This window comes from Paenibacillus thalictri (genome assembly GCF_004307995.1).
GTDB classification, from domain to species: Bacteria; Bacillota; Bacilli; order Paenibacillales; family NBRC-103111; genus Paenibacillus_AF; species Paenibacillus_AF thalictri.
The window spans coordinates 129,242-154,268 of the sequence record NZ_SIRE01000025.1 but is presented as its reverse complement, the minus strand read 5'-3'; the positions used below and the strand labels follow the sequence as shown (position 1 = coordinate 154,268).

Genomic DNA, 25,027 nt, shown 5'->3' with positions numbered 1-25,027 from the left:
CGAAAATCCATGCGATTTTCGGCTTTTGTTAAAGCTGTAGGGAAACGAATCCGGATGCAACCGGAGCTTAGATAATGAAATCGGTTACTGGTCTAGGGGAGGTTTTATGAAATTTAGTTGGCGCAATCGTTTATTGCTGTCTTATCTTCCGGCTTTTTTTATTCTCGGCGTCATTCTTATTCTCATATTTTTCATGTCCATCAGTGAGTTCTCCAAGCAGGAGGCCAGAAAGGCCAACGAGATTTATGTGAAGCGCATGCTTGAAATTGTCGACTCCTCGCTGACTTCCATTGATCAATCCATCACCAAAGAGGTGATGTCCAATGATAAATTTGCGCTTTATTTCAAACATGCCTCGGCCGACAGTTATTTTAATGATTTCGAGGTGTCGAAGGTGCTTACCGACTTACAGCGGTACGTGCCGCTGATCGATTCGGTGTATTTATACCGCAGCTCCGACCAGAAACTGCTGACGGAGAAGTCTTCTCCGTCGTTTAGCGAGTTTGGCGACCGCCCGTTTCTGCTGAATCTGATTCAGAACGAAATTCCCAAACGGTATACCGGCGTGAGAACGTTCGCGGAATATGCGGAATCCGCCCCGGCGAGGCCGGTGGTGACGCTGGTGAAGAGGATGCTGCCTCCGTTTGGCAACGAAGGTTTTATCGTTGTGAACATTCGCACGGAATCGCTTCGCAAGCTCGTGGAACCGATGCTGGATTCCAAAATCAGCCGGATCGATTTCTACGATGATAATGGTTCGTTTTTGTTCGGGACCAGCGGAACGGAAGCGGCAGCGGGACCTCCGCCGGCTTCCATCAATAAGGTAACTGCCGATTATACACATTGGGTCGGGGTCAGCAGTTTTTCGGACAAACACCTGTTCGGCGTATTTTCGTTATTAAATTATGTATGGGTAAGCATTGGAGCGGCTGCGCTGCTCGCCGGGGGGTTCTGGATCTTCTTCATTACGCGGAAAAATGTTCAGCCGGTCCAGAAAATTATGGAGCACATCTACAAATATGCGCAGGGAGGCAGCCTCCATTTGTCCGGGAAAGCGGGCAACGATGAGTTCAAATTTATCGAAACCGGGGTTCATCATTTAATTGAGCAATCGATCCGCTACAAGGAGCAAAATGAGGAAAACCAGGTTTACCGGAGCAGGCATTTATTTCAAGAGCTGCTGGAGGGGAAGCTGACGATCCATCCGGCCGGATGGGGAGAGGTCGTGCGGCATTTCGGATTCAGCGGGGAAGACGAAGGATTTGCCGTTGTTGTCGTTGAAATGGACAAATATGCCGAGTTCACCCAAACTTATCATTTGCGGGATCAGCATCTTCTGAAGTTTGTAATCAGCCGCGTCGTGAAAGAAATTTCCCACAATCATGATGCGCCCGTATGGACGGAATGGATCGACGCGCATCGGCTGGGCGCGCTGTTTGCAATTGCCGACAGCGAGTCGGATCAGGAGCGGATACACCGGGTGGCTCGGGAGACGATTCAATGGGTGGCGGCCAATCTGCCGTTTACCGTGACGATCGGAATCGGTTCGATGCCCCGGCGGCTTGAAGAAATTCCGGCTTGCTACGACGATGCTTTGGAAGCGCTGCAATATAAATCGACGCTGGGCAACAACCGGCTGCTTGATTACGCGCAGGTTGGCCGGCAGCCCGTACATAAGGATATTTTCAAAAACTTGCAGAGCATCCGTTCCATCACCCAATCGTTTCGTGTTGGCGACGAAAGCTGGAAACAACATCATGCCGCCGCTTTTGAGGAAATGAAGTCGCACCCGCTGCCTAAGGATGAGTTGGTCAGCATGATGAACTACATGATTTTCCAAATGTACCGCGAATCGATGGATTTATCGGAAGAGCTGCGGCAGGTATGGGAACAGCGGCTGCCCGAATTTAGCGTCATTCTGGAGCAATTCGACACGGTGGAGGAGTTGGATTCGCGTTTTTATGAAGTGCTGAGCCGAACCGCCGAGGAAATTAAAAACATCCGTGAAAGCAAGACGCATTACCAACTGGTCGGCGAAATGAAGAAGTTCATCGAAGCGCATTTTGCCGATCCCGATTTAAGCTTGAGTTTATTGAGCGACCAATTCGAGCTTCATCCCAACTATTTAAGCAGATTGTTTAAAGAGGAATTCGGAGAGAAGTTCATCGATTACGTGACCAACATGCGGATCGAAAGGGCCAAGGAGCTGCTTGCGGAAACCAACTTGTCGATCCAGGAGATTGCTAGTCAGGTCGGATACAGCTTGCCGGTATCGTTTATCCGCGTCTTTAAAAAACATGTCGGGACGACGCCGGGAGACTATCGAAAAGGTATTCAGGCTTGATTTTGCTAAATTGCATACCGGGTTACAAAATGCATATTGTCCGCTTATCGGCTTGTTCAGCCCCCTTGCAGCGGGGGATTTGGCCGGAGGCGGGCTTTTTTTCGTTTTTGCATATCTCCTTAAAACAAATCTATATACGGTTTCAGGCGGTTCCCTTAACATGAGTTTTGCTGACACACATTCACAAAGGGAATCGAGGTGATACTGTAATGAACTTGCTCCAAACCCCTATGTCCGGGAAAACGGTTCATCCAAAGAATGCGGACATACACGCCAAACTGCGCAGAAACAGGCTTGTGAAGATGAACATTCCGCTGATGGCGATGTTTCTTCCGGTGATTGCATTTTATATCGTCTTCAAGTATATCCCGATGCTGGGACTTGTCATCGCGTTTAAGGATTATAACTTTTTTGACGGAATCATCGGCAGCGAATGGGTCGGCCTGAAGCACTTCTCTTATTTATTTGCAAACGCCCATACGCGGGACATCATCTACAATACGATGCTGCTCAGCTGCTTGCGGGTGTTTGTCGGGTTTCCGTTTCCGATTGTACTGGCTATTATGCTGAATGAGGCGCGCAAGCTGTGGTTTAAGAAGGCGGTGCAGACGCTGGTCTATCTCCCTCACTTCTTGTCGTGGATCATCGTTGGCGGCATTGTCGTGACGGCTTTCGCCGAGCAATCGGGTGTGGTCAACGGGGTCATCAGGCTGCTGGGCCTTCCCAGTTATGCTTTCTTGTATCATGAAGGAACATGGATGGCGATTTTCGTCGGTTCAAGCATATGGAAGGAGGCCGGCTTTAGCGCGATCATCTATTTGGCGGCGCTGACGATGATTGATCCGAGCTTATACGAGGCGGCGAATATGGATGGAGCGGGCAAATGGCGCAAAATCTGGCATGTGACTTTGCCCGGCATTCGCCCGACGATCATTCTGATGCTGATTTTATCGATGGGTCATGTGATGGAAGTTGGTTTCGACCATGTATACGTGCTGCAAAATCAGGTTGTTTCCGATGTGTCCGAAGTCATCAGCACGTATATTTTCAAAATAGGGCTGCAAGGCGCGAACTTCAGCGTTACTTCGGCTATGGGCTTATTCGAATCGCTGATCGGGATTGTTCTTGTCCTGATCACCAATCGGATCGCTCGCGCCTTTGATCAGGGACTTTGGTAAGAGAAGGTGAACTTGGATGAAAGACACAAGAAACGAATCGCTGTTTTACGCGGCCAATTATGTCATCCTTACTATCGTGGCGCTCAGCTGTCTGCTGCCGATTATCAACATGATTGCGGTGTCGGTGAGCAATCAGAATGCGGTTGCCTCGGGGTTTGTGTCCTTATGGCCGATCGGTTTTAATCTGGATTCGTATAAAGCGCTGATGAAGGGAACCGATATTTTCCGGGCTTTTCAAAACAGCGTAGTGATTACGCTGGTCGGCGTGCTGCTCAGCATGTTGTTTACGATCATGGCGGCGTATCCGCTGTCACGCAAATATTTTTGGGGACGCAAAGGGTTCACGATGGCAATGGTGTTTACGATGCTGTTCAGCGGCGGGCTGATCCCGACGTTTCTGCTCGTCAAAGCGCTGGGCCTCGTCAATTCTTACGGCGCCTTATGGCTGCCCGGTCTCATCAGCACGTATAACATGCTGGTGATGCGCACCTTCTTCGAAAACATCCCGGCCGAGATGGAAGAAGCCGCCCGAATCGACGGCTGCGGCGAAATGAGGCTGCTGGCGCAAATCATTTTGCCGCTTTCACTGCCGGTAGTCGCCACACTGGGCTTGTTTTACGGAGTGGGATTCTGGAACGCGTTTATGAACGTGCTGATTTATATTAATGATACAAAGCTGTTTAATTTAACCGTGCTTGTTCAAAAGATGGTGCAGAGCCAGCAATTGATGCAGCAAATGAACAACTTGCAGCCGAATGACGTAGAAGCGGTCACGCCCGACTCGATCAAAAGCGCTGCCGTTATCGTGATGATTGTACCGATGCTGGTTGTGTACCCGCTGCTGCAAAAATATTTTGTCAAAGGGGTGATGATCGGTTCCATCAAGGGGTAATAAGGATGGCAATACCATGCAGCTGACTTTTTCTAAGGGAGGAATTCAAATGATCAATCAATCGCATAAATGGGGAGTTCTGCTGGCGTGCACCGCCTTAACCGGCACGCTCCTGGCAGCCTGCGGAGACAGCCAGCCGCAGTCCAAAACCGCCGATCCGAAGACGGGCGGCGCACCTGCGGCGCAAGGAGATGCCAAACCGGCGGCCAGAGGTTCGGCAACCGTCGCCTTGTACGACAGAGGACGTGTCCCTGCCGAGGAAGGCACAATGGATAAGAACCGTTGGACCGAATGGGTGAACAAGAACGGTCCGACCGATGTAAAGTATGTGTTGATCCCCAGAAACGATTCGGTTACTAAATATAATACGTTGTTTGCCGCCGGGGACGTTCCGGATGTGATCAACGAATACGATACGGCCTACCGTGACCTGCTGTATCAGCAGAAACAGCTACTGCCGCTTGACGATTTGATCGACAAATATGCGCCGAATTACAAAAAGCTGCTCGCGGACTATCCTCAGCTGAGAAAGGCTGGAACCAAACCGGACGGCAAGCTGTACGAAATCGGCCGTCTGCAGGGCACCATGTCGATGTATTCGCTGATTATCCGCGAAGATTGGCTGAAAAAGCTCAATCTGCAGGTTCCGCAAACGCCGGAGGAGCTGCTGAAGGTAGCCAAGGCGTTCACCGAGCAGGATCCTGACGGCGACGGGAAGAAAAACACGTACGGCATATCGCTTGCAGCGGATACCGGCATGGCGATCAGCAAGATGTTTGGCGATGCCGGCTGGGTCGTGAAGGACGGCAAGCTGACTTACGATTGGGACAGAGCGAAAGCAAGCAACGAGTTCAAGAAGAAGTTGTTCGACGAAGGGGTCGCCGACAAAGATTATCTCACCGACAAAAACGGCGAGAAGGCCAAGCAGGATTGGCTAAGCGGCAAGCTGGGCATCTACGCGATGCAGCATTCGCAGCAGCTGAATCCCGGTCTCAACAATTACCAGACGCTGAAGAAAAATGTGCCGGCTGCGGAAATTTTACCGATCCCGCTTCCCAAAACGCAGTTTGGCCAATTCAGCATGAACTTCCTCAATCCGGCGCAAATGACGACCGTCGTGTACCGCGGGGCCAAAGATCCGGTAGCCGCTATCAAATACATCGATTTCATGGCAACCAAAGAAACCGCAAGCATGATGAAATACGGCATGGAAGGTGTCCATTGGAAGACGGGAGCAAACAATTGTCCGGTTCCCATCGATGTGGAGAAGAACAAAAAGGAGCTTATTTACGTACCCGACCTGGCTATGCAAACGTCGCCCGATTTGGTCGGCCCTTGCAACAAGACGGAAAGCTCGTTTGATCCTCAGATTCCGGATCAGAAGGCGTATCTGGACTTTATCCAAAAGGCCCGTGCTGCTTATGAAAAGCCGGAGCGGCCGATACCGGATTTGACGCTTTCCGAGCATATGCCGACTTTACCGTCCGACCTGGCCAAAACAAGCGCCGACCTGAACCTGCAAATTACCGGTATTTGGGCCAAATCGGTGGTGAGCGGAGCGGCTTATCCGATTGACAAAGCGTTTGCCGACGCCAAGGGCGTATGGGAAAAAGGCGGGGGCAAGCAGTTGGAGGATTGGTATGCGAAGTGGTATGCCGAAAATAAAGACAAAGCGTTTCTTTCCCAAGATATTTACAAATTTCTGAACTAATAGAGGTTGTTGCAAAAGTCAACTTTTGATCACGTACTTTAAGGAGATCGCGATGAGTTATCATGTAAAGCAATTTGGCGCTGCCGGGGACGGGCAGACGTTGGACCACGGGGCGATTCAATCGGCCATTGACGAGTGCTCCCGCAGTGGAGGGGGCACGGTCGTCTTGCCCGGAGGAACATATCTTTGCGGAACGATCCACTTAAGGTCCAATGTATGCCTGCATCTGGAGATGGGGGCGGTCATCCTTGGCGCCGGCGATGGCGCATTGTATCCGGAAATTTGCAAGACGCCTTACGGCAATTTGCCTGGGCAAATTCAGGCGTTAATTTGGGCCGACGGCGTGGAGAACGTGTCCATTACGGGAGAAGGGACCATCGACGGAGGGGGAGCGTCACCCCTGCCCCCGGCCGTTGCCGCAGGAGTGAAGTTCCGGCCGGCGCTCGTATTTTACCGGGACTGCAAAAATGTGAAGTTCCTCGATGTTACGCTACAATATTCCTGCTTCTGGACGCTGCACCTCATGCGCTGCGAGGAGGTAATGGTGCGCGGTGTGACCATCCTTGCCAATATGGAGCGGATCAATACCGACGGCATTGACCCCGACGGCTGCAGAAATATGATCATCAGCGATTGCAACATCCAAACCGGCGACGATTGCATTGTCATTAAGAGTACGGAAGGGGATCCCTGCGAAAATATTACCGTGGCCAACTGTATTCTCAGTTCCCGCCATGCTGCCCTGAAGATCGGAACGGAAGCGGTCGGTCCGATCCGCAATGTCACGTTTAACAATTGCATCATCCACCATACGGATGTTGCTCTTGCACTGTACATGAAGGACGGGAGCATCTATGAAAATATGGTGTTCAGCAACATGGTCATCGAGGCACGTAACGAATTCCCTATATTGCTGGACGTCACTCCCCGTTATTACAAGGAACCGAAGATCGGGCGTATCCGCAATGTCACATTCGACAATGTGACCGTGACGGGGCAAGGACGTTGTTATATCGAAGGTGTGCCCGGTCAACCGATCGAAAATGTCCGGTTTCGAAATGTGACCTGGAACGTAACCGGTCCCTGCCGTTTGGATCAGCCCTCCAAGCCGCCGGGGGCGCGGCGCGTCGAAATCGATCCGCAGCGGGTCAATTATGCCGTACATCCCTACCAGTTTATTGCGGCGTATGTCGACGGCCTGCTGCTCAGAGATATTCGTATCCGGCACGAATCGGCGGAGGGGCTTCCCGACCGGGGCGGGCTTTATGCCGAGCAGGTCCGCGGTGTAATCGTAGAGCATTTGGATGCGCCTCCCGGTTTGGAACCGACGGTTGTCATTTAACGTTATGGAGCGGCGATACACGCGATAAACCTAGTTGGAGAGGATGAAAGGGATGAGCAGGAAGGGGCTTTTCAGCATAACGCTGATTATCGTTATGCTGGCAGGATGGATACCTGTGTTTGAGCTGGAGCCGCAAGCCGTAAGAGCGGCAGGAGCCATTCAAACCTATTTGAGCGAAGACTTTAACAGCAGCGTTCAATTTCCGACAGGACAATCTCCCCACTATTCCGATTGGTCGTCGGCAGGCAACGGAGTGCCCGACACGAACCATTGGGTCACGGACGTCTCCGGCGGTACGGTGACGGTGGAGGACTACCCGAGTATGTCCAACAGAAGCGTAAAAATCAACAGAACAAGCACTTCCGGCACGACAAGAGCGGAGTCGTCCATCGACTTTACGAGCCGGCCGTTAAGCGGGACGGTTACTGTTGAGGCCGCTATCCTGTCCAGCGGCAGCATGACCGGAACCCAGGTTGCTCCTTATATCACCAATGGAGCAGGCGCTTCCATCGTGAAGATCCAGCTGAACGGAGGAAATATAAAAGCAAACAACGGCGGCACACAGCAAAATGTGCAAGCCTTTTCCCCCGGCACATGGTACAGCCTAAAAATCGTCGTTTACACGTCAAGCGATACGTATGACTTGTATATTGACGGCAATCCGTTATTGACCGGTAAAGCCCTGACGGCCGCTTCCGGCGGGTCAGTGGGCAAGGTGACGTTCAAGATGGATACAGGCAACAATACGGGCACGTTGTATTACGATAATTTAAAGGTGTATACGACAACGCCTGCGGCCGCCGTAACCGGACTTGCTTTCGATCAGGATACGTACAGCGCGTATACGGGAGATGCCTTTCCCACTGCCGTGCAGGCGGTTTACGCCGATAACAGCCGGCAGGTGCTGGCGACCGGCAACGTCTTTTCATCAGCCAACTCCAACATAGCGTCCATTGACCCGGCCACCGGGGTCGTGACGGCGCGAAATCAAGGAACAACGCAAATTTCGGTATCAAACAGCGTATACAGCTTGCCTGCGGCGGCAACCGTCACGGTGAACCCGCTTCCGATCCTGACGGCGCCGACAGGTTTAAGCAGCGGGGCCGTGAGCGGCACATCGGTGCAGCTCAACTGGTCCGCGGTTCCGAATGCAGGCAAATATGCGATTTACAGAGCGGCTTCCGGCAGCGGACAATTCAGCAAAATCGGGGAAACGGCGGGCATTTCTTATTCGGACAATTCCGTAACGGCCAATGCCTCGTATGATTACGCCGTATCGTCCGTATTTACGACCCCGGGCGGGCAAACGGTCGAATCCGCGAATAGCGCCATACTAAGCGTGACGGCAGCGGGCGCGTCAGGTTTTGTCATCAACGATGATTTCGACAACGCGGCAGCGGGCGTTATACCCGACGGATGGACAACAACGGTCTCGGGAGCTGCGGTGCTTGCTGTCGCGGACGTTCCTTCCGCCGCCGACAAAAGCTTAAGCCTGTACGTATCGGGCAAAAACGATGCGGTCGAGGCGAACCGGGCCTTTGCGGGCATGACGGGCAAAGTGGCGGTTGAAGCGAAGGTGATGACAACCGGGACGCAGTTCAGCGTCGCTCCGTACATCTATAACAATAAAGACAAGGCTGTCATGAAATTTGGGCTCAGAAACGGTTACTTCGTCGCCATCGGCGGATCCCAGCAGATCAACACGACGCCTTTTGTGCCGAATCAGTGGTATGCCGTTAAAATCGTCGTGAATACCAACGCCAACACGTATGATCTTTGGATCGACGGCGTTCAGCAGACCATTGACCGCTCCGATCTGGTCACTCCATTTGACGGCACGACAAGCATAGCAAGGGTGATGTTTAAAGCGGATAATACGGCCGCTTCCACCAGTTATGTCGACAATGTGAAAGTGTATCCTTTGCCTCCCGCCGAGGTTACCGGGATAACCTTCGATCAGCCGGCCTACGCGCTTTATGAACATGATACGGTTGCGTTAAAGGTCAATTCGGTAGATTCGGATGGAGCTTTGCACGATGTAACCGGCAGCAGTTCGCTGTCTTCTTCCGATCCGGCTGTCGCCACAATCGGCAATACGGGCCAATTGACCGCTGTCGGCACGGGCACTACGCAGCTCAGCGCCGTATATACTGTAGGGTCCCGCTCTTACGAGGCCCATGTCAATGTCACCGTGGGTTCCATCCAGGTCCCGGCTGCACCGCAGGATGTGCAAGTGACATCGCAGTGGAGCACCTCAATTTCATTAAAGTGGACACCGGCGGCCAACGCGGCGAAATACAGCGTCTACCGGGCCAACGCGGGAGATGCCCAATACCGATATGTCGGCCAATCCCAGCCGGGCATTGCGGCTTATATCGACAACAACGTGTCGCAGGGCGTGGCGTACAGTTACAACATAACGTCGCTATTCACCACGCCGGGGGGACAAACGATCGAGTCCGCACCAAGCGATCCGGTCAGTGCCGCAACTGCCGCGCCGCCGGTCAATTTCCCGCCTGCGGCTAAAGAAATGACGGTCAGGGACGATTTTAACGGGGATCGGACAGGAGCTGCGCCAAGCGGCTGGCTAGCCGATACGTCGGGCGGTTCCGTCAGCGTGCAGGAGGTTCCGTTCCCGGCCGATAAAAGCGTCATGGTGGCCAAAAGCGCAGCAGCGAAAAGTGCTGCCGCATCCCGGACATTCGCGGCTCTCAGCGGAATCGTGACCCTGGAAGCCAAAGTAAAAGCGCAAGAGACCGCAGGAACGAAATATATCCCTTACATCTACGACGGCAGCGGCAATCAGATAGCGGCCATAGCGTTCAAGGACGGCAATATCGTTTATAACAAAAACGGGACGCTGACGAATGCGGGAGTCGCATTTAACGCAGACAAGTGGTATATCATCCGGGCGGTCATTGATACAAAAGCGAAGAAATACGACCTTTATATCGACGGAATGAAAAAGGCCGGAGACATCGGTTTCTTGACGGCGGCTGCGGACGTCGGGAAGCTGGCTTTTGCGATAGAATCAGGCAGCACCGGCGCCATTTATTTCGACAATGTGAAGGTATACAGTCAAGCTGCCTTTATCGGAGGACCGCCGTCTCCGGTGTTCGACGTGAAAAGTTTTGGAGCCGCAGGAGACGGCGTAACCAAAGACACCGCAGCCATTCAGGCCGCGATTGAAGCAGCCGCAGGCACCGGAGGGTCCGTTTACCTGCATGACGGCGTATTTCTTTCCGGAATGATCCAATTAAAAAGCAACATGACTTTGTATATCGACGCCACAGCCACGTTAAAAGGCAGCCCGTCGGCGGCGGATTATCCGGATACGAACCCGCTCACGTACAACACGCAGCTAGGCCCTGCATCCAATTGCAACAAAACCTTGATTTATGCGGAGCATGAGGAGAACATCAAGATCGACGGCGGCGGCACAATCGACGGAAACGGCGATTCGTTTACAGCCGGCAGCGAAGCGACAAGGCCGATGGCGGTTTATATCGTACTCAGCAGCCATGTAACGATACAAAACGTGTACATCAAAAAATCCGCCATGTGGACTGTCGTCAACGCGGAAACCGATTATGTGGTCATGAGAAACATGTACCTGGATGTGAAGTTGTCCAGCAACAGGGACGGCTTGGATATCGTCGATAGCAAGCATGTGCTGATTGAAGACGTGACGGTCAATACCGGGGACGATGCGATCTGCATCAAAAGCGGAAAAAGCCGCGGGGTCGAAGATGTGTTGGTCAGAAATTCCAACGTCACCGCATCGGGCACCAACGGTTTGAAATTCGGAACGGCGAGTTACGGGGCATTTAAAAATGTCAGGTTCGAGGACAACATGGTCAAGGGCGTCAAATATTGCGCCATGTGCGTGGAATCGGTGGACGGGGCCGATGTGTCGAATATTGTGTTTCAAAGGATCGACGTTCAGGACTCGGGAAATCCCTTCTTTGTCATTCTTGGCAAAAGAAGCGACCGTGCGACTAAAGACGATAAGCCGCGGACGGGAACGATGGACACCGTCATATTCCGGGACATTATCGGAAAAAACATGAACGCGGCATGGGGATCTCCGATCACCGGCACAAATATGCCGGACGGTACGAAATACCGGCTGAAAAACATTGTGTTCGACAACGTGAACATAGAGTACAAAGGCGGCGTTGCCGCAGTACCTGCAAGTCCGCCGGAATATGCGCTTGGCCAATATCCCGAGTCCAACATGTGGGGAGATTTGCCCGCCTATGGGTATTACGTCAGGCATGCCGACGGAATTACTTTTGCGAACAGCACATCAACCGTGTCTCTTTCGGATGCAAGGACGGCAACCGTCCAAGAAGACGCATTTGGCTCGGCGGGTATTGCGCTGGATTCAAGCGAATCCACCCTTCTTCCCGGACAAACAAAACAGATTACCGTCATACAACGCTTTGATAACGACAGCACTTCGGACGTAACCGCCGCAAGCGGTTTTACCTCGTCGAATCCGAATGCAGCAACGGTCGATTCAGCCGGAATAGTAAAGGCGGTCGGCGCAGGCAGCGCAGAAATCACGGTTGCGTACAGCGAATATCGGGCCCGGCTTCATGTGACTGTGTTTTGGCCGAGTAATTCCAGCCATGGCAGCGCCAGCAATGACAGCACGACCGGCGCAGCGCCGTCACAATCCGAGACTGGGGCAGCAAGCATAGCACAGGCTGAGAATGAAACGGCAAATGCTGGTCGTCCGGAGAACGGCGGATCGGTCATTCATGCAAACGCGACGCTTGATCCGGCTTCAGGAGCGGCCAAAGCGCAGATTTCTTCTGCTCAACTGGACGATGCGCTTGACAAAGCCGGCTACGATCGCAATGGCGTGAAGGCAGCGCATATCCAAGTGCCGCCGGTGGAGGGCGCCCAAACTTATGAAGCGGCCCTGCCGTCCACCTATATAACAAGCGGAGACTCCACGCAAAAGATCGTGCTGGAAACACCGCTGGCGACATTGGAACTGCCGGGCAATATGCTCCAATTAGCGGAGGCTCCTGCCTCGTCGACGGTTGCATTTTCGGTGGAATTCGTCGACAAGAGTACGCTCGGCGATGCCGCCTTACAGCAAAAAGTCGGGGATAGGCCGATATTATCGGTCCGGCTGAAGATTGACGGCGAGGAGGCGCATTTCGATAACCCGCAATCGGCTGTCGCCATATCTATTCCGTATACACCAGCGGAACAGGAATTGGCGGACATCGAGCATATCGTCGTCTGGCATATCGATTCGGAGGGCCGGGCGGAGAAAGTGTCCAACGGGAAATACGATCCGGCAACGGGGTTGGTTACCTTCAGAACGTCTCATTTCAGCAAATTTGCCGTGTCCTTCGAATTTGTCTCCTTCGAAGACTTGGATGGCTATGGATGGGCTAAGAAGCAGATCGAAACACTCGCTTCCAAAGGTATTATCAACGGCACGTCAGATCGTACATTTGCGCCGGGCCAACCGATTACAAGGGCGGATTTCCTTGCGCTGCTCGTTAGAACGCTAGGAGCAACCGCCGATTTTGCCGGCAATTTTGACGATGTAAGCCAAACCGACTATTTCTACAAGGAACTTGGCATTGCGCGAAAGCTCGGCATTAGCGAAGGTATCGGCGATAACAAGTTTAATCCGTCCGCCTCCATCTCGCGCCAGGATATGATGGTGCTTTGCGCCAAAGCGCTTCGGCTGGCTCCTACAGCCGGCGAACCGGGCAGCGTGTCCGGGCTTGAACGGTTTACCGATCAAGCCGCTGTTGCTTCCTATGCCGCAGAAAGCATTGCCTCCATGATCCGGGCAGGCCTGACGGAAGGGGACGGAAGTGAAATCAACCCCGGCGGAGCTACGACAAGGGCGGAAGCGGCGGTCATTTTGTACCGGATTTTTAATCAAACAGCTTCGTGAAAAAATGAAACAACATGGTAATTCGCCACACCGCCTACAGCAGCATGCTCGCCCCGTCCAACCGGATGGATGCGCCGTTCATAAATTCCGCTTCTTCGGAGGCGATATGGCATACCATGTGGGCGATATCGGCTGGCCGGCCGACTCGACCCAGAGGGAACTTCCTGATGAGACGCTCATCGGGTTTTTCCCGTTTCTCCGGAGTCCCGCCCGTTATACCGGGCTCATCCGATTGCCGGCGTATCGGACCTTTGCCGACGTCGATCGCGCCCGGTTCGATATTGTTGACGGTGATGCCAAACCGGCCCAGCTCGATCGCGCTTTCCCGGGCCAGCATTTTTACACCGCCTTTGGTCATGGAGTAGACGGTATCAAAATCGGTCGGCCGTTTGCCGTGAACGGAGCAGATGTTGATAATGCGGCCGAACCTTCGGGCTTTCATATAAGGCGCCGCTGCTTGGATGCATAACCAATAGCCCTTCAGATTGACGTTCATTTCCAAATCGTACGATTCCTCGGTATGCTCGAATAAGGTGTAATTTAACTGCACGGCGGCGTTGTTGACTAGAATGTCCACGCTGCCGTAACGTTTCACAACGGCTTGCACCATGCTTTCGACTTCGCGCTTATCGGCGACGTTGGCTTTCACAATACAACATTCGCCACCGGCTTCATCGATCTGCCGTTTCGTTTCGAGCGCTCCGTCGTCGATGTCCGACGAATTGTAATTGACGGCGACTTTGACTCCTCGCCGGGCCAGCTCAATACTTATCCCTCTGCCGATGCCGCTTCCCGCCCCGGTGACAATCGCAACTTTGCCGGTTAAGCTCAAGTGGTTCGCCCCCTTATTGGCCGGCTTCCGGCCGCTTCATTTTATGATCCATGTAATGCAGCAAAAAACCGCCGTCCAACCGCAGTTCAGCGCCGTTCAAATAACGGGACGAATCGGCTGCCAGATAAGCCACGCAGTCCGCCAGATCGCGGTAAGTCACCGGCTTGGCGCCCGGCACTTTATATATGTAGGATTCGTATAAAGATGAAACCTCGCTGGAGAACAACGTGTCGTCGCCTTCGACGGGGCCAAGTTCGATCGTATTGACGTTGACGCCGCAGCGGCCCAGTTCAAGCGCGGCTTCGCGGGCGAGCATGTTGACTGCGCTTTTGGACACGCTGTACGCAAACGACGAGCCGGTCGGTTTATGCGCATGAACGGAGCTTACATACACGATGCTGCCGGACCCGGCGGCGGCCATCCGTTTGCCGGCGGCTTGGGTGCATAGGAAGGCCGACTTGGCGTTTGTATTCATCACTTGTACAAAGGCAGCCTCGTCACAGCTTTCCACCTGCATCGGCACGATCAGATTGTGGTTATGGACGAGCACATCGACTCGGCCGAGCTGCCGCTCCGCTTCCTCCAGCATACCGTCGACCTCGGTGAAGCGGCACAAATCGGCGGAGAAGACCAGCGCCTGGGCGCCGGCTACCCGGCAGTATGCCAGCTCTTCATCAATGCTCACGCCTGCAGAAGCGCTGTTTACTATAAAATCGGCTCCTTCGTCGGCAAGCCGCCGGATCAAAGTTTTCCCCGAAGCGCTGTCGGCGTCGGTAATACAAACGATTTTCCCTCGCAATCTCAAAGCCGGTTCCCCTTCCTTACGTTGGATTCAGAGACTCCCATCCATCATACGAAGGAATGCGGCTTGCTTGTAGGCGGGGAATTTTCGATTTTGTTTCATTTTTTTTAGTTGCTTTAGCAGGATGATGGAAATATGATGAAAATGATGTTATATAAGCAAGTACGAATGATTGGGAATCCGCAACAATCGGAACAAAAAAGCTATACTACGGGAGGAGCCGCCGTGCGCAAGGAGCAGATGGAGCTGGATAGCGAATTTCCGGTTGACATGGCCCGCCGGACGATCTCGTTTAACACGGTATCGAAGCATTGGCACCCATTTCTTGAATTGGGTTATTGCATATCCGGCGAAGGCTGGTTTCACATTCAGGAGACGACGTATCCCGTGCGGGCCGGAGATGTTTTTATGATTAACCAATCACAGCCCCATATTGCCAATTGCGACCCGGGAAAGACATGCCAATACGTGTTTATTTACTTCCGTCCTTCCATTCTGGAGGCAATTGAGCCGGAGCTGCTGCTTCCGTTTAACTCCAAGTCGTTTGTCGTCCGCAACCGCATACCCGGGGAACTGCCGATAGCGTCCAGCATCGGAAGGCTGATTTGCCAGATGGGGGAAGAGCTGGAACAGCGGCAGATCGGTTACCGCAGTCAGGTTCGGGGCGGCTTGCTGCAGTCCTGCGCGCTGCTCGCGAGGTATTACCGCTCCTTGATGAGCGACAAGGAGTGGAGCGTCACGTTGGCTTCGTTTAACCGGATTTTTCCGGCGCTGCAGTATGTGAAGGACCATTTTAAAGACAATATTCGGCTGGAGGATGTTGCGGAACATATTGCGCTTAGTCCGTCGCGAACGTATCACTTGTTTAAAGAGATTATCGGTGACGGTTTTAAAGAATACGTGATCAAGATGAGGGTGAAGGAGGCGCAGCGCCTTCTGATCGGCACCGATCTGCCGGTGACTGAGGTGTATTTAAAAAGCGGCTTTCCGAACCACGCTTCTTTTTACCGTTCATTTCATCAATTTGTGAAAATGACTCCCCGCGAATATAGGGACGGATCGGCATTGACAGCGGATTTTATGAATATTCCGTAGGATATGTTGAAGCTTTGATCCTGATCTGCTATTTATACTAAATACAGGAATTGCAATCCAGAAAGGGGCCATATGATGGCATTTCCTAAAATGATCAAGATTCGTCAGCGCTTTGAAGCGCCTTCTATCGGACATATCGGACAAACGGTGGAGGAACAAATCAACAAGCCGGAGATCGCAAGCCGTATCCGGCCGGGCATGCGTATTGCCATTACGGCGGGAAGCCGGGGCATCGCCAACATTGCGGACATTATCGCCGGAGTCGTGCGCGAGTTAAAGCGGCACGGGGCGGTGCCGTTTATTATTCCGGCGATGGGCAGCCATGGCGGAGCGACAGCCGAAGGGCAAGTCGAGGTGCTGGAGAGCTTGGGCGTGACTGAAGCTTATTGCGGTGCGCCGATTTTCAGCTCGATGGAGACGGTGCAGTTGGGCACAACGCCTGGCGGTATGGCCGTGTTTATGGACAAATACGCCTATGAAGCGGATGGCGTCGTGCTGGTGGGCAGAATTAAGCTGCATACCGATTTTAAATCCCCGGTCGGACTTGAAAGCGGCCTGGTAAAAATGGCCGCGATCGGCCTAGGCAAGCATCGTCAAGCTTTGCTGCTGCATTCCTACGGCGTTCACGGCATCCGGGACATCATGCCGGAGGTTGGCAAGGTAGTGATTGGCTCGGGCCGTATTCTTTTTGGTGTCGGTGTCGTGGAGAACGCTTCCGAGCAGACGGCGCTGCTGGAGGCAATTGAGCCGGAGCGGATCGTAGCCAGGGAGCAGGAGCTGCTGAAGCGGTCGGCGGAGTTTTATCCGAAGCTGCCGGTGAGCGATCTGGACGTGCTGATCGTCGATCAAATCGGCAAAAATTACAGCGGAACCGGCCTGGATACGAACATTATCGGACGGATGCGCATACAAGGCACGCCGGAACCGGAATCGCCGCGTATTAAATATGTCATTGCTTGTGATCTAAGCCACGAATCACACGGTAATGCGCTTGGCATCGGTCTTGCCGATCTGACCACCGTACGGCTGACGTCCAAAATCGACAGAAGAATCACGAATGAAAATGTGATCACCAGTTCGTTCCTGCAGCGGGCTTCCGTGCCGATCACGCTGGACAACGACCGCGAAGCGCTGTCTGCCGCGCTGCGCGCCAATTGGAACGTGGCCGAGGAACGGGCGCGGGTAATCCGTATATTCAGCACATTGCATCTGGAACATATGTACGTATCTGAGGTGGTATATGAAGAAATCCGCTCGCTGCCGGGCATTTCCGCAGAAGGCGAGTGGGTGCCGTTGAGTTTTGACCGGGAGGGCAATTTGCCGCCATTTTAGACGGGCACACCTTTCCGGCGGCTAGGTTTTAAGCCGGAGTTTGCAGATGACATTCGCGATCGTTTGGCGGCACTTCGGCCGGATCCGGCAGGATTCAGGCGGATGCCGCCCGATTGGTCGGCCGGCAAACTCCCGGCATGCCGTATAGGCGATAACATCCGGACGGAGGGGTTTTATGGAAAGCGCATTCAAAATCGGCCTTGTCGGCTGCGGTAATCATATGTATGAATTTATAGCCCATTGTTTAAAATGGGCGCCTCCGGTTACGATTCAGGCCGTATGCGATCTGGACGAAGCGAAGCTGGAGCGGTTCGCAAATTACTATAACGTTGCCGGCAAATATACCGACTACCGGGAGATGTTTGCCAAAGAACCGTTGGACGCTGTCATTTGCGTCATTAACGAAACGGCTCATTATGACGTAGCCAAGGCGGCCATGCTGTCAGGTTTACATATTTTCGTGGAAAAAACTCCCTGCTTAACGAGTGTTGAAGCGGAGGAATTGGCGCAGATCCAGAAAAGCACCGGCAAAACGACGATGGTCGGATTTAACCGCCGGTTTATGACTTCATATGTGATGGCGAAGGAAATTTCGCAGCGTCCCGAATTCGGCGGCATCTATATGTACCAGTCGCAATTCAACACGTCTCCTTACCGGTCCGAGGCGTTTTTTAAAATCAACCATGTCATCCACCACCTCGACTTGGCCCGGTTTATGATGGGGGAAATTACGCTGACCCAAGTGCAGCGTGTAGCCATTGACGACCGGAGAGTCGGGTATACCATCTCGTTCCGCTCGGAGCAGGGCGGCATCGGCACGATCCAATCCGGCTCGCTGCTGGATGAGCTGTATCCGATCGAACGGCTGGAACTGCTTGGAGACCGCCGCAACGTAGTCGTCGACAATGTCAGAAGCCTTGTATATAACCGTCCGCCGGGGCAGCGCAAAGAGCAGTACAAGACGTATGCGCTGGTAGAAGGCGGGGATGCGCTTGTATGGAACCCCAGCCTGGGGGTATATCCGCGTTACTCCTATCACGGGTACGAAGACGAGCTTCACTATTTCATTCAATGTGTGATGGATGGCCGTAAGCCGGAGCCGAATATTGAAGACTCCGTGCAGACGATGCGGCTTGTCGAGGAGATGGAACGTCTGCTGGCTGTTCAGCAGCAGACGTTGTAATCGCTGAGCGCAACGTGAAGCTGAGACGCCGGTGGCGGGTGCCTGACCAGGGGCCGGCTGCGTGAGAATGAACAGGCGGTAGAGCCGAAGTAAGACAAGAGCAACAGCAGCGACAGAAGCGAATAGGAGCAGCAGAAACAACAGCAGGCCGTACCCGCCAAAGAGCTTACAGAGCGGGTACGGCCTGCTCCGCATGGCCGGACAATTACACTTCGGGCTACACTTCTTTGCTGCGGTATTCTTCCGGCGTCATATCGAAATACTTTTTGAATACGCGGGAGAAATGAGAGGGATTCGGGTAACCTGACTTTTTGGATATTTCATGGATCTTCTCGTTGGTTTCGATCAGCAAATACGAAGCTTTCTCCATCCGCAGCCGGTAAATATAGTCACTGACGCCTTCTCCGGTTTCGAGCTTGAAAATTTTCGATAAATAAGCCGGGTGCAGGTAGACGTGGTCGGCCAGCGATTGCAGGGAAATATCGTGCTCCAGATTGGAGTGGACGAATTGCTGCGCTTTTTGCACGCTGGAATGGTGGCTGCCCTTGGCTTCCTTAAGCGCATGCTCCTGCAGCGACAAGATGAGCCGGCTGCCCCATGTTTCCAAACTGTCGACCGAATGGGCGGCTTCGTGCTCCGGCATGCCGAGCAGTTCGGCAGCAGCGAGATGCTCAAGCGGCAGCCCCTGCTTATGCACCGTCTGCATGACCGCCGCCCTGAGCGCCATGGCGGTTTCTTGCACGTATTCGTAGATGTAGCTTTTTCTCCCCTTAAGCTCGCGGATAATGTCGAGCAGCTTCTGAACGGCCGCGTCCCAGCGTCCGGCTTCAAGCAAGTGGACAAGCAGCGGAGGCTGATACAAGCTGCGCAGAGGCTGGAACTCCGCCGGCTGCTTTTCATTATCGTGAATCGAGCTGATGAAGAAACCTTGCACATTTTCCGGGTGCCGGCGGATGATCGATATTGCGTTTTGATAATACGGATAGATTTGTTCGGGAAAACGCCCCCAATCGCTGAGCAGCACCGAGACGCTGCCTTTCAAATACTGCACAACGCTGTCCTGCAGCTGCAGCGACAGCTTTTCCAGCACTTTGCGGCTGATCTGCTCGTCGTGAACGCGGTTCGCGGCATGATCCGTTTTGGGCATAATGACAAACACCAGATAATCGTAGATGTCTTTGCACTGCCATAAATAAAACTGCTCGCCGAAAATTTCCTCGCCGATATTGGTGATGGCAAACTCCAGCAAGGAACGGCTGTAATCGTCGTAGCTGCTGAATCCTTGCTCCATGCGCACAAACATCATCACAAACTGCTGATCCCGCTTTGCCTGCAGCTTGTACATAAGCAGCTTTTTGTCGAGCGTTTGGGGCGGGATGTATTTGCCCTGCAGCAGGTCATTCAAAAGCGCTCCGCGCAGCTGCGGCAAATGTTCGCTGAGCGTATACAGCGTTCGCTGCTGGGAGACAATCTCGTTCCATGCGGCTTCAATCTGTTCGATGGCTATGCGTACCGTGTGCAGCAGCTCGTCTTCTTTGACCGGCTTCAGCAAATACGCAACAACTCCGGAGGAGACCGCCTGCTGGGCATAGCTGAAATCGGAATGTCCGGAGAGCAGAATGCATTTTGTTTTGCCGGAGAGGGCGCGGATTTTCTCGATCAGCTCCAGGCCGGAGATGCCCGGCATCCGAATGTCCGTTATGACGATATGAATATTCTCATATTGGATGAGCTGCAGCGCTTCTTTGGCCGAATAAGCCGTGTGTACGGCGGTAATGCCAAGCTCCTCCCAAGGATATGTTGTCGCCAGGTTATGAACGACAAATTTTTCGTCATCAACGATCAATAGCTCAAACATGGTTTGTGGCAATCCTTTCTTTCATAAAGTCAATGGCACCGGCCCGAGGTGAGGCGCATAGACACGCCATCATGACGGGTTCAGGGTACACAGCATGGAATTTCCCCCTTAAGGGGAATTGAGGGGGACGGAGATGACGGCTTTCATCCCTCCGAGTGCGGAATGCCGAAGCTCCAGTCCCGAGCCTTCTCCGAACATATGAACCACACGCTGATGCACGTTCCAGAGCCCGCAGCCCATTTCTTCAGTCAGCGGTTCGCATATTTTGCCACGCAGCTCTTGCAGCCGCCCTTCTGCCAGCCCGACGCCGCTGTCTTCGACCGTAATGCGGAAGCCGTTCCCGCTCGGCTCACCTTCGATGGCGATCATGCCGTCTTCATCCAATGGCTCAAGGCCGTGAATGATTGCATTTTCCACAAGCGGCTGCAAAAGCAAGCGGGGGATCGGCAGATCCAGCATTTCTTCGGGGATGGCTATCGTGTAATGGATTTGCTGGCGCAGCTGCTGGATCGTCAAATAGTTCCGCACCAGTCCGAGCTCTTCTCTTAAAGTGGATGCCTGATTTTCCACCCTGGTCGTGTAACGGTAGTAGTCGCCCAGATTGGTCGCCATCGCTTCCACCGCTTTGTTCTCGCCAAGCCGGGACATGCTGACGATAAAAAACAGGCAGTTGTAAAAAAAGTGCGGATTGATTTGCGACTGCAGCTGCTTTAAGGTGGCTTCGCGGGAACGCAGCTTTTCGGCGTACACCTTTTCGATTAGGTCCTGGATTTCTGCCGCCATCTCGTTAAAGCGGGTGAACAGAAAGTGAAACTCGTTTTTGGGCAGTTTGGAAAGCCGGGCGGAGTAATCGCCACGTTTCAGCTTTTGCACGTTATTGATCAGCTCGCGGATCGGCATCTGCACATTGCGGTAAATCACAAAGGAAATGGCGGTGCCGAGAATGAACAGGATGCTGATGACCGTATAAAACAAATAACCGCTCTTGTACATCGGAGAGAGCACTTCGTCAAGCGGCACAAAATCGACCAATGTCCAGCCGAGCTCCTTGGATAATACGGAACTGACCAAATACGGTTTTCCGGCGATCGCCACCTGCATATGACCGCCGGCGCCGCCCGGCGAATGGGAAGCGAAATAACGAATCAGCTCGGCAACATGTTCGGGATTACCTTTGCGATTGACGATCGGCTCGTACCCCTCTTTATAGAAAAAAGGGTTGCCTTTGCGGGTGCTCATCAATTCGTCCAGCATGTTTTTTAAATTTTCCGTGGAATAGCTTGTTTCCACGATCAGGTTGGCCGCCGCCAAGTCGCTTCTGGCGCTGGGCGGATCCACCGTATACCAGGAAAAACGGTCGTCTTTCGCGCTGCTGTCTTTTTTTTGAAACGTCCATCTGGTAATCATGTTTTCCTGCAGCTGAGGCATTTTATAATCGATCACGGGATACGTCGATAAAGAGGTGTTGGATACGGGCGAGAAAACCGAGATGTTATTTTGCCAAGCGCTTGAGGTACTGTATAACGACAGCTTCTCTTCAATCAGCTTCTTGGCTTTCAGCACGGAGACAAAGCTGCCGTTCTGATCGAGCTGCGGCATTTCGCGGATACCGCTTTCATTAATCAAAGTGACCGAATGGAGGGCGAGCTGCTTGGCTGAATTTTCAACTTGGCTAAGAAAGAAATTAAGCTGCCTCATGTTCGAATCTTCGATTTCGTTCTGAATGACCTGCACGCTTGTATGATTGGAATAACCATACAGGATCATAACAGGGATCAGCAGCACAAACACCAGGATGACGATTTTGTTGAAAATTCTCATTCGAAACGGCATGAAGGGTTCACTCCCGGCCTGGCAAGGTTGCTCCCATTTTACCATGAACGTCCGCAGACGGCATAGATTGGCACATGAATTGATTAAAATTAGCACACGAATCCAAAAAGGAGAATATATGCAGTTGTGTTCATTCGAACTATGATTAAGAAAATGATGCAAAGGGGGGGAACTTCTTGATCTCGGAAGCGGAATCCAGCTTGCTCCTGCCCGTTCTGAGCGAATTGACCGCAATCGCTCAGCTGCTGGAAGAACGGCGCTGGGAGGAAGCTGAACTCAGACTCACGGAATCAGCTTGGGCATTCGCTCTGCTGCGCAGGCTGAAAGAAGAACGGATGCCGGAAAGGGAGCGGCTTGCACCGCCGCACAAACATGAAATCGTGCATCACATCCAGCAAATCGTAAAGCAGCATCTGCATGAGGATGTTTCGCTGCAGCTGCTGTCCGACAAGGTGCATCTTCACCCGAAATACGTGTCCTGGTTATATAAGAATGAAACCGGGGAGGGGTTAAGCGAATACGTGCATCGTCTGAAGATGGAGCAAGCGGCCTACGATCTGCGCCACAGCCGGAAAAAGGTATACGAAATCGCACAGCATCTGGGCTATCATCATACGTCGTATTTCATCAGATTGTTTAAGGAGCGGTTCGAGATGACCCCGCAGCAGTTCAGGGAAAGAGCGCTCCGATAGTCCGAACGGCTGCAATTACATTATGTATAAGGAGAAGGTTAAGGATGGACACTGCACAGCAGTTGACACACGACGAATCGCTGGCCCATGGAGGAAAAAAAACAACGACGGCGGCAAAATGGAATTTGGCCCGCAATTGGCCGCTTCATATGATGGTGCTGCCCGCTTTTCTTGTTGTTGTGCTGTTTCAATACGGGCCGCTGCCGGGGCTTGTCATGGCTTTTCAACAGTTTAAGCCATGGCTGGGCTTTATGAATTCGCCGTTTGTCGGCTTGGATCAATTCAGCAAAATGTGGGATTTCCCGCAATCCCGGCAAGTGATCGCCAACACGCTGACCATCGCCGGTTTAAAGATCGTATTTCATTTGACAATCCCGTTTCTGTTTGCGCTGCTGTTAAACGAAATTCGTGTAATCGGTTACAAAAGGACCGTTCAAACAATGGTGTATTTGCCGCATTTTTTGTCGTGGGTCATTCTCGGGGGGGTCCTGCTCGATATTTTGTCTACGGACGGCGGGATGGTTAATCAAGTACTTGGTTTATTCGGCATAAAACCGGTGTTTTTTCTGGGCAACGGCGATTGGTTCCGGTTTACGGTCATAGTCAGCGACATCTGGAAAGATTTCGGCTTTTCGGCGGTCATCTTTTTGGCGGCGCTGGCAGGCATCGACCCAAGCTTGTACGAGGCGGCCGTGATCGACGGCTGCAACCGGTTCAAGCAAACTTTGTACATTACGATTCCCGGCCTGCTGCCGATTACGATTGTTGTGGGCACGCTTTCGTTGGGGAATATTTTAAACGCGGGGTTTGACCAAATATTTAACTTGTACAATCCGCTTGTGTACAACAAGGGTGATATTATCGACACTTATGTGTACCGCGTCGGTTTGCTCAGCGGAGATTACAGCTTTGGGACGGCCGTCGGCATGTTTAAATCGGTCGTCAGTTTTATTCTCATTATGATCGCGTACCGGATGGCTTACGTATTTGCCAACTACCGGATTTTCTAGGGGAGAAGAAGAATGCACTACTCATCGGTTTCTTACAAAATGTTTACTGTCGCCAACTATGTGTTTATGGGACTTCTCGGCGTGTTGTGCCTGCTGCCGCTTGTGCATATGCTTGCTGTGTCCTTCAGCAGTCCGGCTCCGGCCAGCGCCAATATGGTCGGCATATGGCCGATCGGCTTTACTTTGGATTCGTATGTAAAAACGCTCGGCAACGACAATTTCTTACGGGCGCTGTGGAACGGGATTTTCCGGACGGTTACCGGCACGCTGCTGTCGATGCTGCTCATTACGCTGGCCGCCTACGCCTTGTCGAAGGATAACCGCGAATTTCGGGGCAGAACCTTTTATATGTGGGCATTCGTTTTTACGATGCTGCTCCATGCCGGGCTGATTCCGTCGTACATTCTTGTGCAGTATTTGGGGTTGATGAACACGGTGTGGGCGTTGATTTTGCCGCATGCGGTGAACGTGTTTAACATGATTCTGCTGCTGAATTTTTTCCGTACCAGTGTGCCCAAAGCGTTGGAAGAGGCGGCTTATATGGACGGAGCCGGGCATTTCCGGACCGTCGTCAGCGTATATTTGCCGTTGTCGCTGCCGGCTATCGCCACGGTATCGCTGTTTACGATGGTGGGGCAATGGAACTCATGGTTTGACGGTTTGATTTATATGACAAAAGCGCACAATTACCCGCTGGCTACTTTCCTGCAGACGATTATTGCGCAGCGCGACATGAGCAGCCTGAATGTCAGTGCGGAAGACATGGAGCAGCTTAACGAACAGACGGTCCGGGCGTCGCAGATGTTTATCGGAGCAGTTCCGATTCTTCTCGTATATCCGTTTCTGCAAAAATATTTTGTCAAAGGTTTGGTGATGGGTTCGGTGAAAGAATGATATCGGATGCCGCTTATGCGAATCGCTGGATAGATTGATATGGATATAGATAATTTTGTATATAAAATATATATGCTGATTGATATACTCATGGTGA

16 protein-coding genes are annotated in these 25,027 nt (G+C 52.6%); 12 read left to right on the top strand and 4 right to left on the bottom strand.

Features of this window, described 5'->3' with window-relative positions; translation table 11 throughout:
- The first annotated feature begins 106 nt into the window (after positions 1–106).
- The 6 genes from EYB31_RS30060 (at position 107) to EYB31_RS30035 (ending at position 13,399) form a co-directional block, all read left to right on the top strand.
- Entirely contained in the window at positions 107–2,344 is a 2,238-nt protein-coding gene (locus EYB31_RS30060) for a helix-turn-helix domain-containing protein (RefSeq protein ID WP_131017183.1), read from the top strand.
- A 230-nt stretch (positions 2,345–2,574) separates the two neighbouring features.
- Entirely contained in the window at positions 2,575–3,522 is a 948-nt protein-coding gene (locus tag EYB31_RS30055; RefSeq protein ID WP_131017204.1) for an ABC transporter permease, read from the top strand.
- Between the two features lie 16 nt (positions 3,523–3,538).
- On the top strand, positions 3,539–4,414 hold the full coding sequence (locus tag EYB31_RS30050; RefSeq protein WP_131017182.1) for a carbohydrate ABC transporter permease: 876 nt from the start codon (positions 3,539–3,541) through the stop codon (positions 4,412–4,414).
- Positions 4,415–4,463: 49 nt separating this feature from the next.
- Positions 4,464–6,125 (top strand): extracellular solute-binding protein, encoded by a 1,662-nt coding sequence (locus EYB31_RS30045; RefSeq protein WP_165452694.1) that lies wholly within the window; start codon positions 4,464–4,466, stop codon positions 6,123–6,125.
- 52 nt (positions 6,126–6,177) lie between these two features.
- Positions 6,178–7,467 carry a glycoside hydrolase family 28 protein gene (locus tag EYB31_RS30040; protein WP_131017180.1) on the top strand — a complete coding sequence of 430 codons (1,290 nt, stop codon included), beginning with the start codon at positions 6,178–6,180 and terminating at the stop codon, positions 7,465–7,467.
- Positions 7,468–7,519: 52 nt separating this feature from the next.
- Positions 7,520–13,399, top strand: coding sequence for an S-layer homology domain-containing protein (locus tag EYB31_RS30035; protein WP_165452693.1), 5,880 nt, complete (start codon positions 7,520–7,522; stop codon positions 13,397–13,399).
- A 34-nt stretch (positions 13,400–13,433) separates the two neighbouring features.
- Here EYB31_RS30035 and EYB31_RS30030 read toward each other — a convergent pair whose 3' ends face one another.
- Positions 13,434–14,231 carry an SDR family NAD(P)-dependent oxidoreductase gene (locus tag EYB31_RS30030; RefSeq protein ID WP_131017178.1) on the bottom strand — a complete coding sequence of 266 codons (798 nt, stop codon included), beginning with the start codon at positions 14,229–14,231 and terminating at the stop codon, positions 13,434–13,436.
- Between the two features lie 13 nt (positions 14,232–14,244).
- Positions 14,245–15,036 carry an SDR family NAD(P)-dependent oxidoreductase gene (locus EYB31_RS30025; protein ID WP_131017177.1) on the bottom strand — a complete coding sequence of 264 codons (792 nt, stop codon included), beginning with the start codon at positions 15,034–15,036 and terminating at the stop codon, positions 14,245–14,247.
- Positions 15,037–15,168: 132 nt separating this feature from the next.
- Between EYB31_RS30025 and EYB31_RS30020 the strand changes: the two genes are divergently transcribed.
- The 3 genes from EYB31_RS30020 (at position 15,169) to EYB31_RS30010 (ending at position 18,643) form a co-directional block, all read left to right on the top strand.
- A complete protein-coding gene (locus EYB31_RS30020; protein WP_131017176.1) occupies positions 15,169–16,128 on the top strand; it encodes an AraC family transcriptional regulator in 960 nt (319 codons plus the stop codon).
- A 90-nt stretch (positions 16,129–16,218) separates the two neighbouring features.
- A complete protein-coding gene (locus EYB31_RS30015; RefSeq protein ID WP_240763016.1) occupies positions 16,219–17,460 on the top strand; it encodes a nickel pincer cofactor-dependent isomerase, group 22 in 1,242 nt (413 codons plus the stop codon).
- 175 nt (positions 17,461–17,635) lie between these two features.
- The gene (locus tag EYB31_RS30010) at positions 17,636–18,643 is read left to right on the top strand and encodes a Gfo/Idh/MocA family protein (protein ID WP_131017175.1); all 1,008 of its coding nucleotides are present in this window, start codon (positions 17,636–17,638) and stop codon (positions 18,641–18,643) included.
- A 217-nt stretch (positions 18,644–18,860) separates the two neighbouring features.
- On the opposite strand, the gene EYB31_RS30005 is transcribed toward EYB31_RS30010, so the two are convergent.
- Both EYB31_RS30005 and EYB31_RS30000 read right to left on the bottom strand, forming a co-directional pair.
- Positions 18,861–20,501: a response regulator gene (locus tag EYB31_RS30005; protein WP_131017174.1), complete on the bottom strand. Its 1,641-nt coding sequence runs from the start codon at positions 20,499–20,501 to the stop codon at positions 18,861–18,863.
- A 108-nt stretch (positions 20,502–20,609) separates the two neighbouring features.
- A complete protein-coding gene (locus EYB31_RS30000) occupies positions 20,610–22,334 on the bottom strand; it encodes a sensor histidine kinase (RefSeq protein WP_165452692.1) in 1,725 nt (574 codons plus the stop codon).
- A 176-nt stretch (positions 22,335–22,510) separates the two neighbouring features.
- On the opposite strand from EYB31_RS30000, the gene EYB31_RS29995 reads away from it, so the two are divergent.
- Genes EYB31_RS29995 through EYB31_RS29985 form a run of 3 tightly spaced genes read left to right on the top strand, consistent with a single transcriptional unit; the run spans position 22,511 to position 24,930 of the window.
- Positions 22,511–23,026: a helix-turn-helix transcriptional regulator gene (locus tag EYB31_RS29995; RefSeq protein ID WP_131017172.1), complete on the top strand. Its 516-nt coding sequence runs from the start codon at positions 22,511–22,513 to the stop codon at positions 23,024–23,026.
- 44 nt (positions 23,027–23,070) lie between these two features.
- Positions 23,071–24,036: an ABC transporter permease gene (locus EYB31_RS29990; RefSeq protein ID WP_240763014.1), complete on the top strand. Its 966-nt coding sequence runs from the start codon at positions 23,071–23,073 to the stop codon at positions 24,034–24,036.
- 12 nt (positions 24,037–24,048) lie between these two features.
- Positions 24,049–24,930: a carbohydrate ABC transporter permease gene (locus EYB31_RS29985; RefSeq protein ID WP_131017171.1), complete on the top strand. Its 882-nt coding sequence runs from the start codon at positions 24,049–24,051 to the stop codon at positions 24,928–24,930.
- The last annotated feature ends 97 nt before the right edge of the window (positions 24,931–25,027 follow it).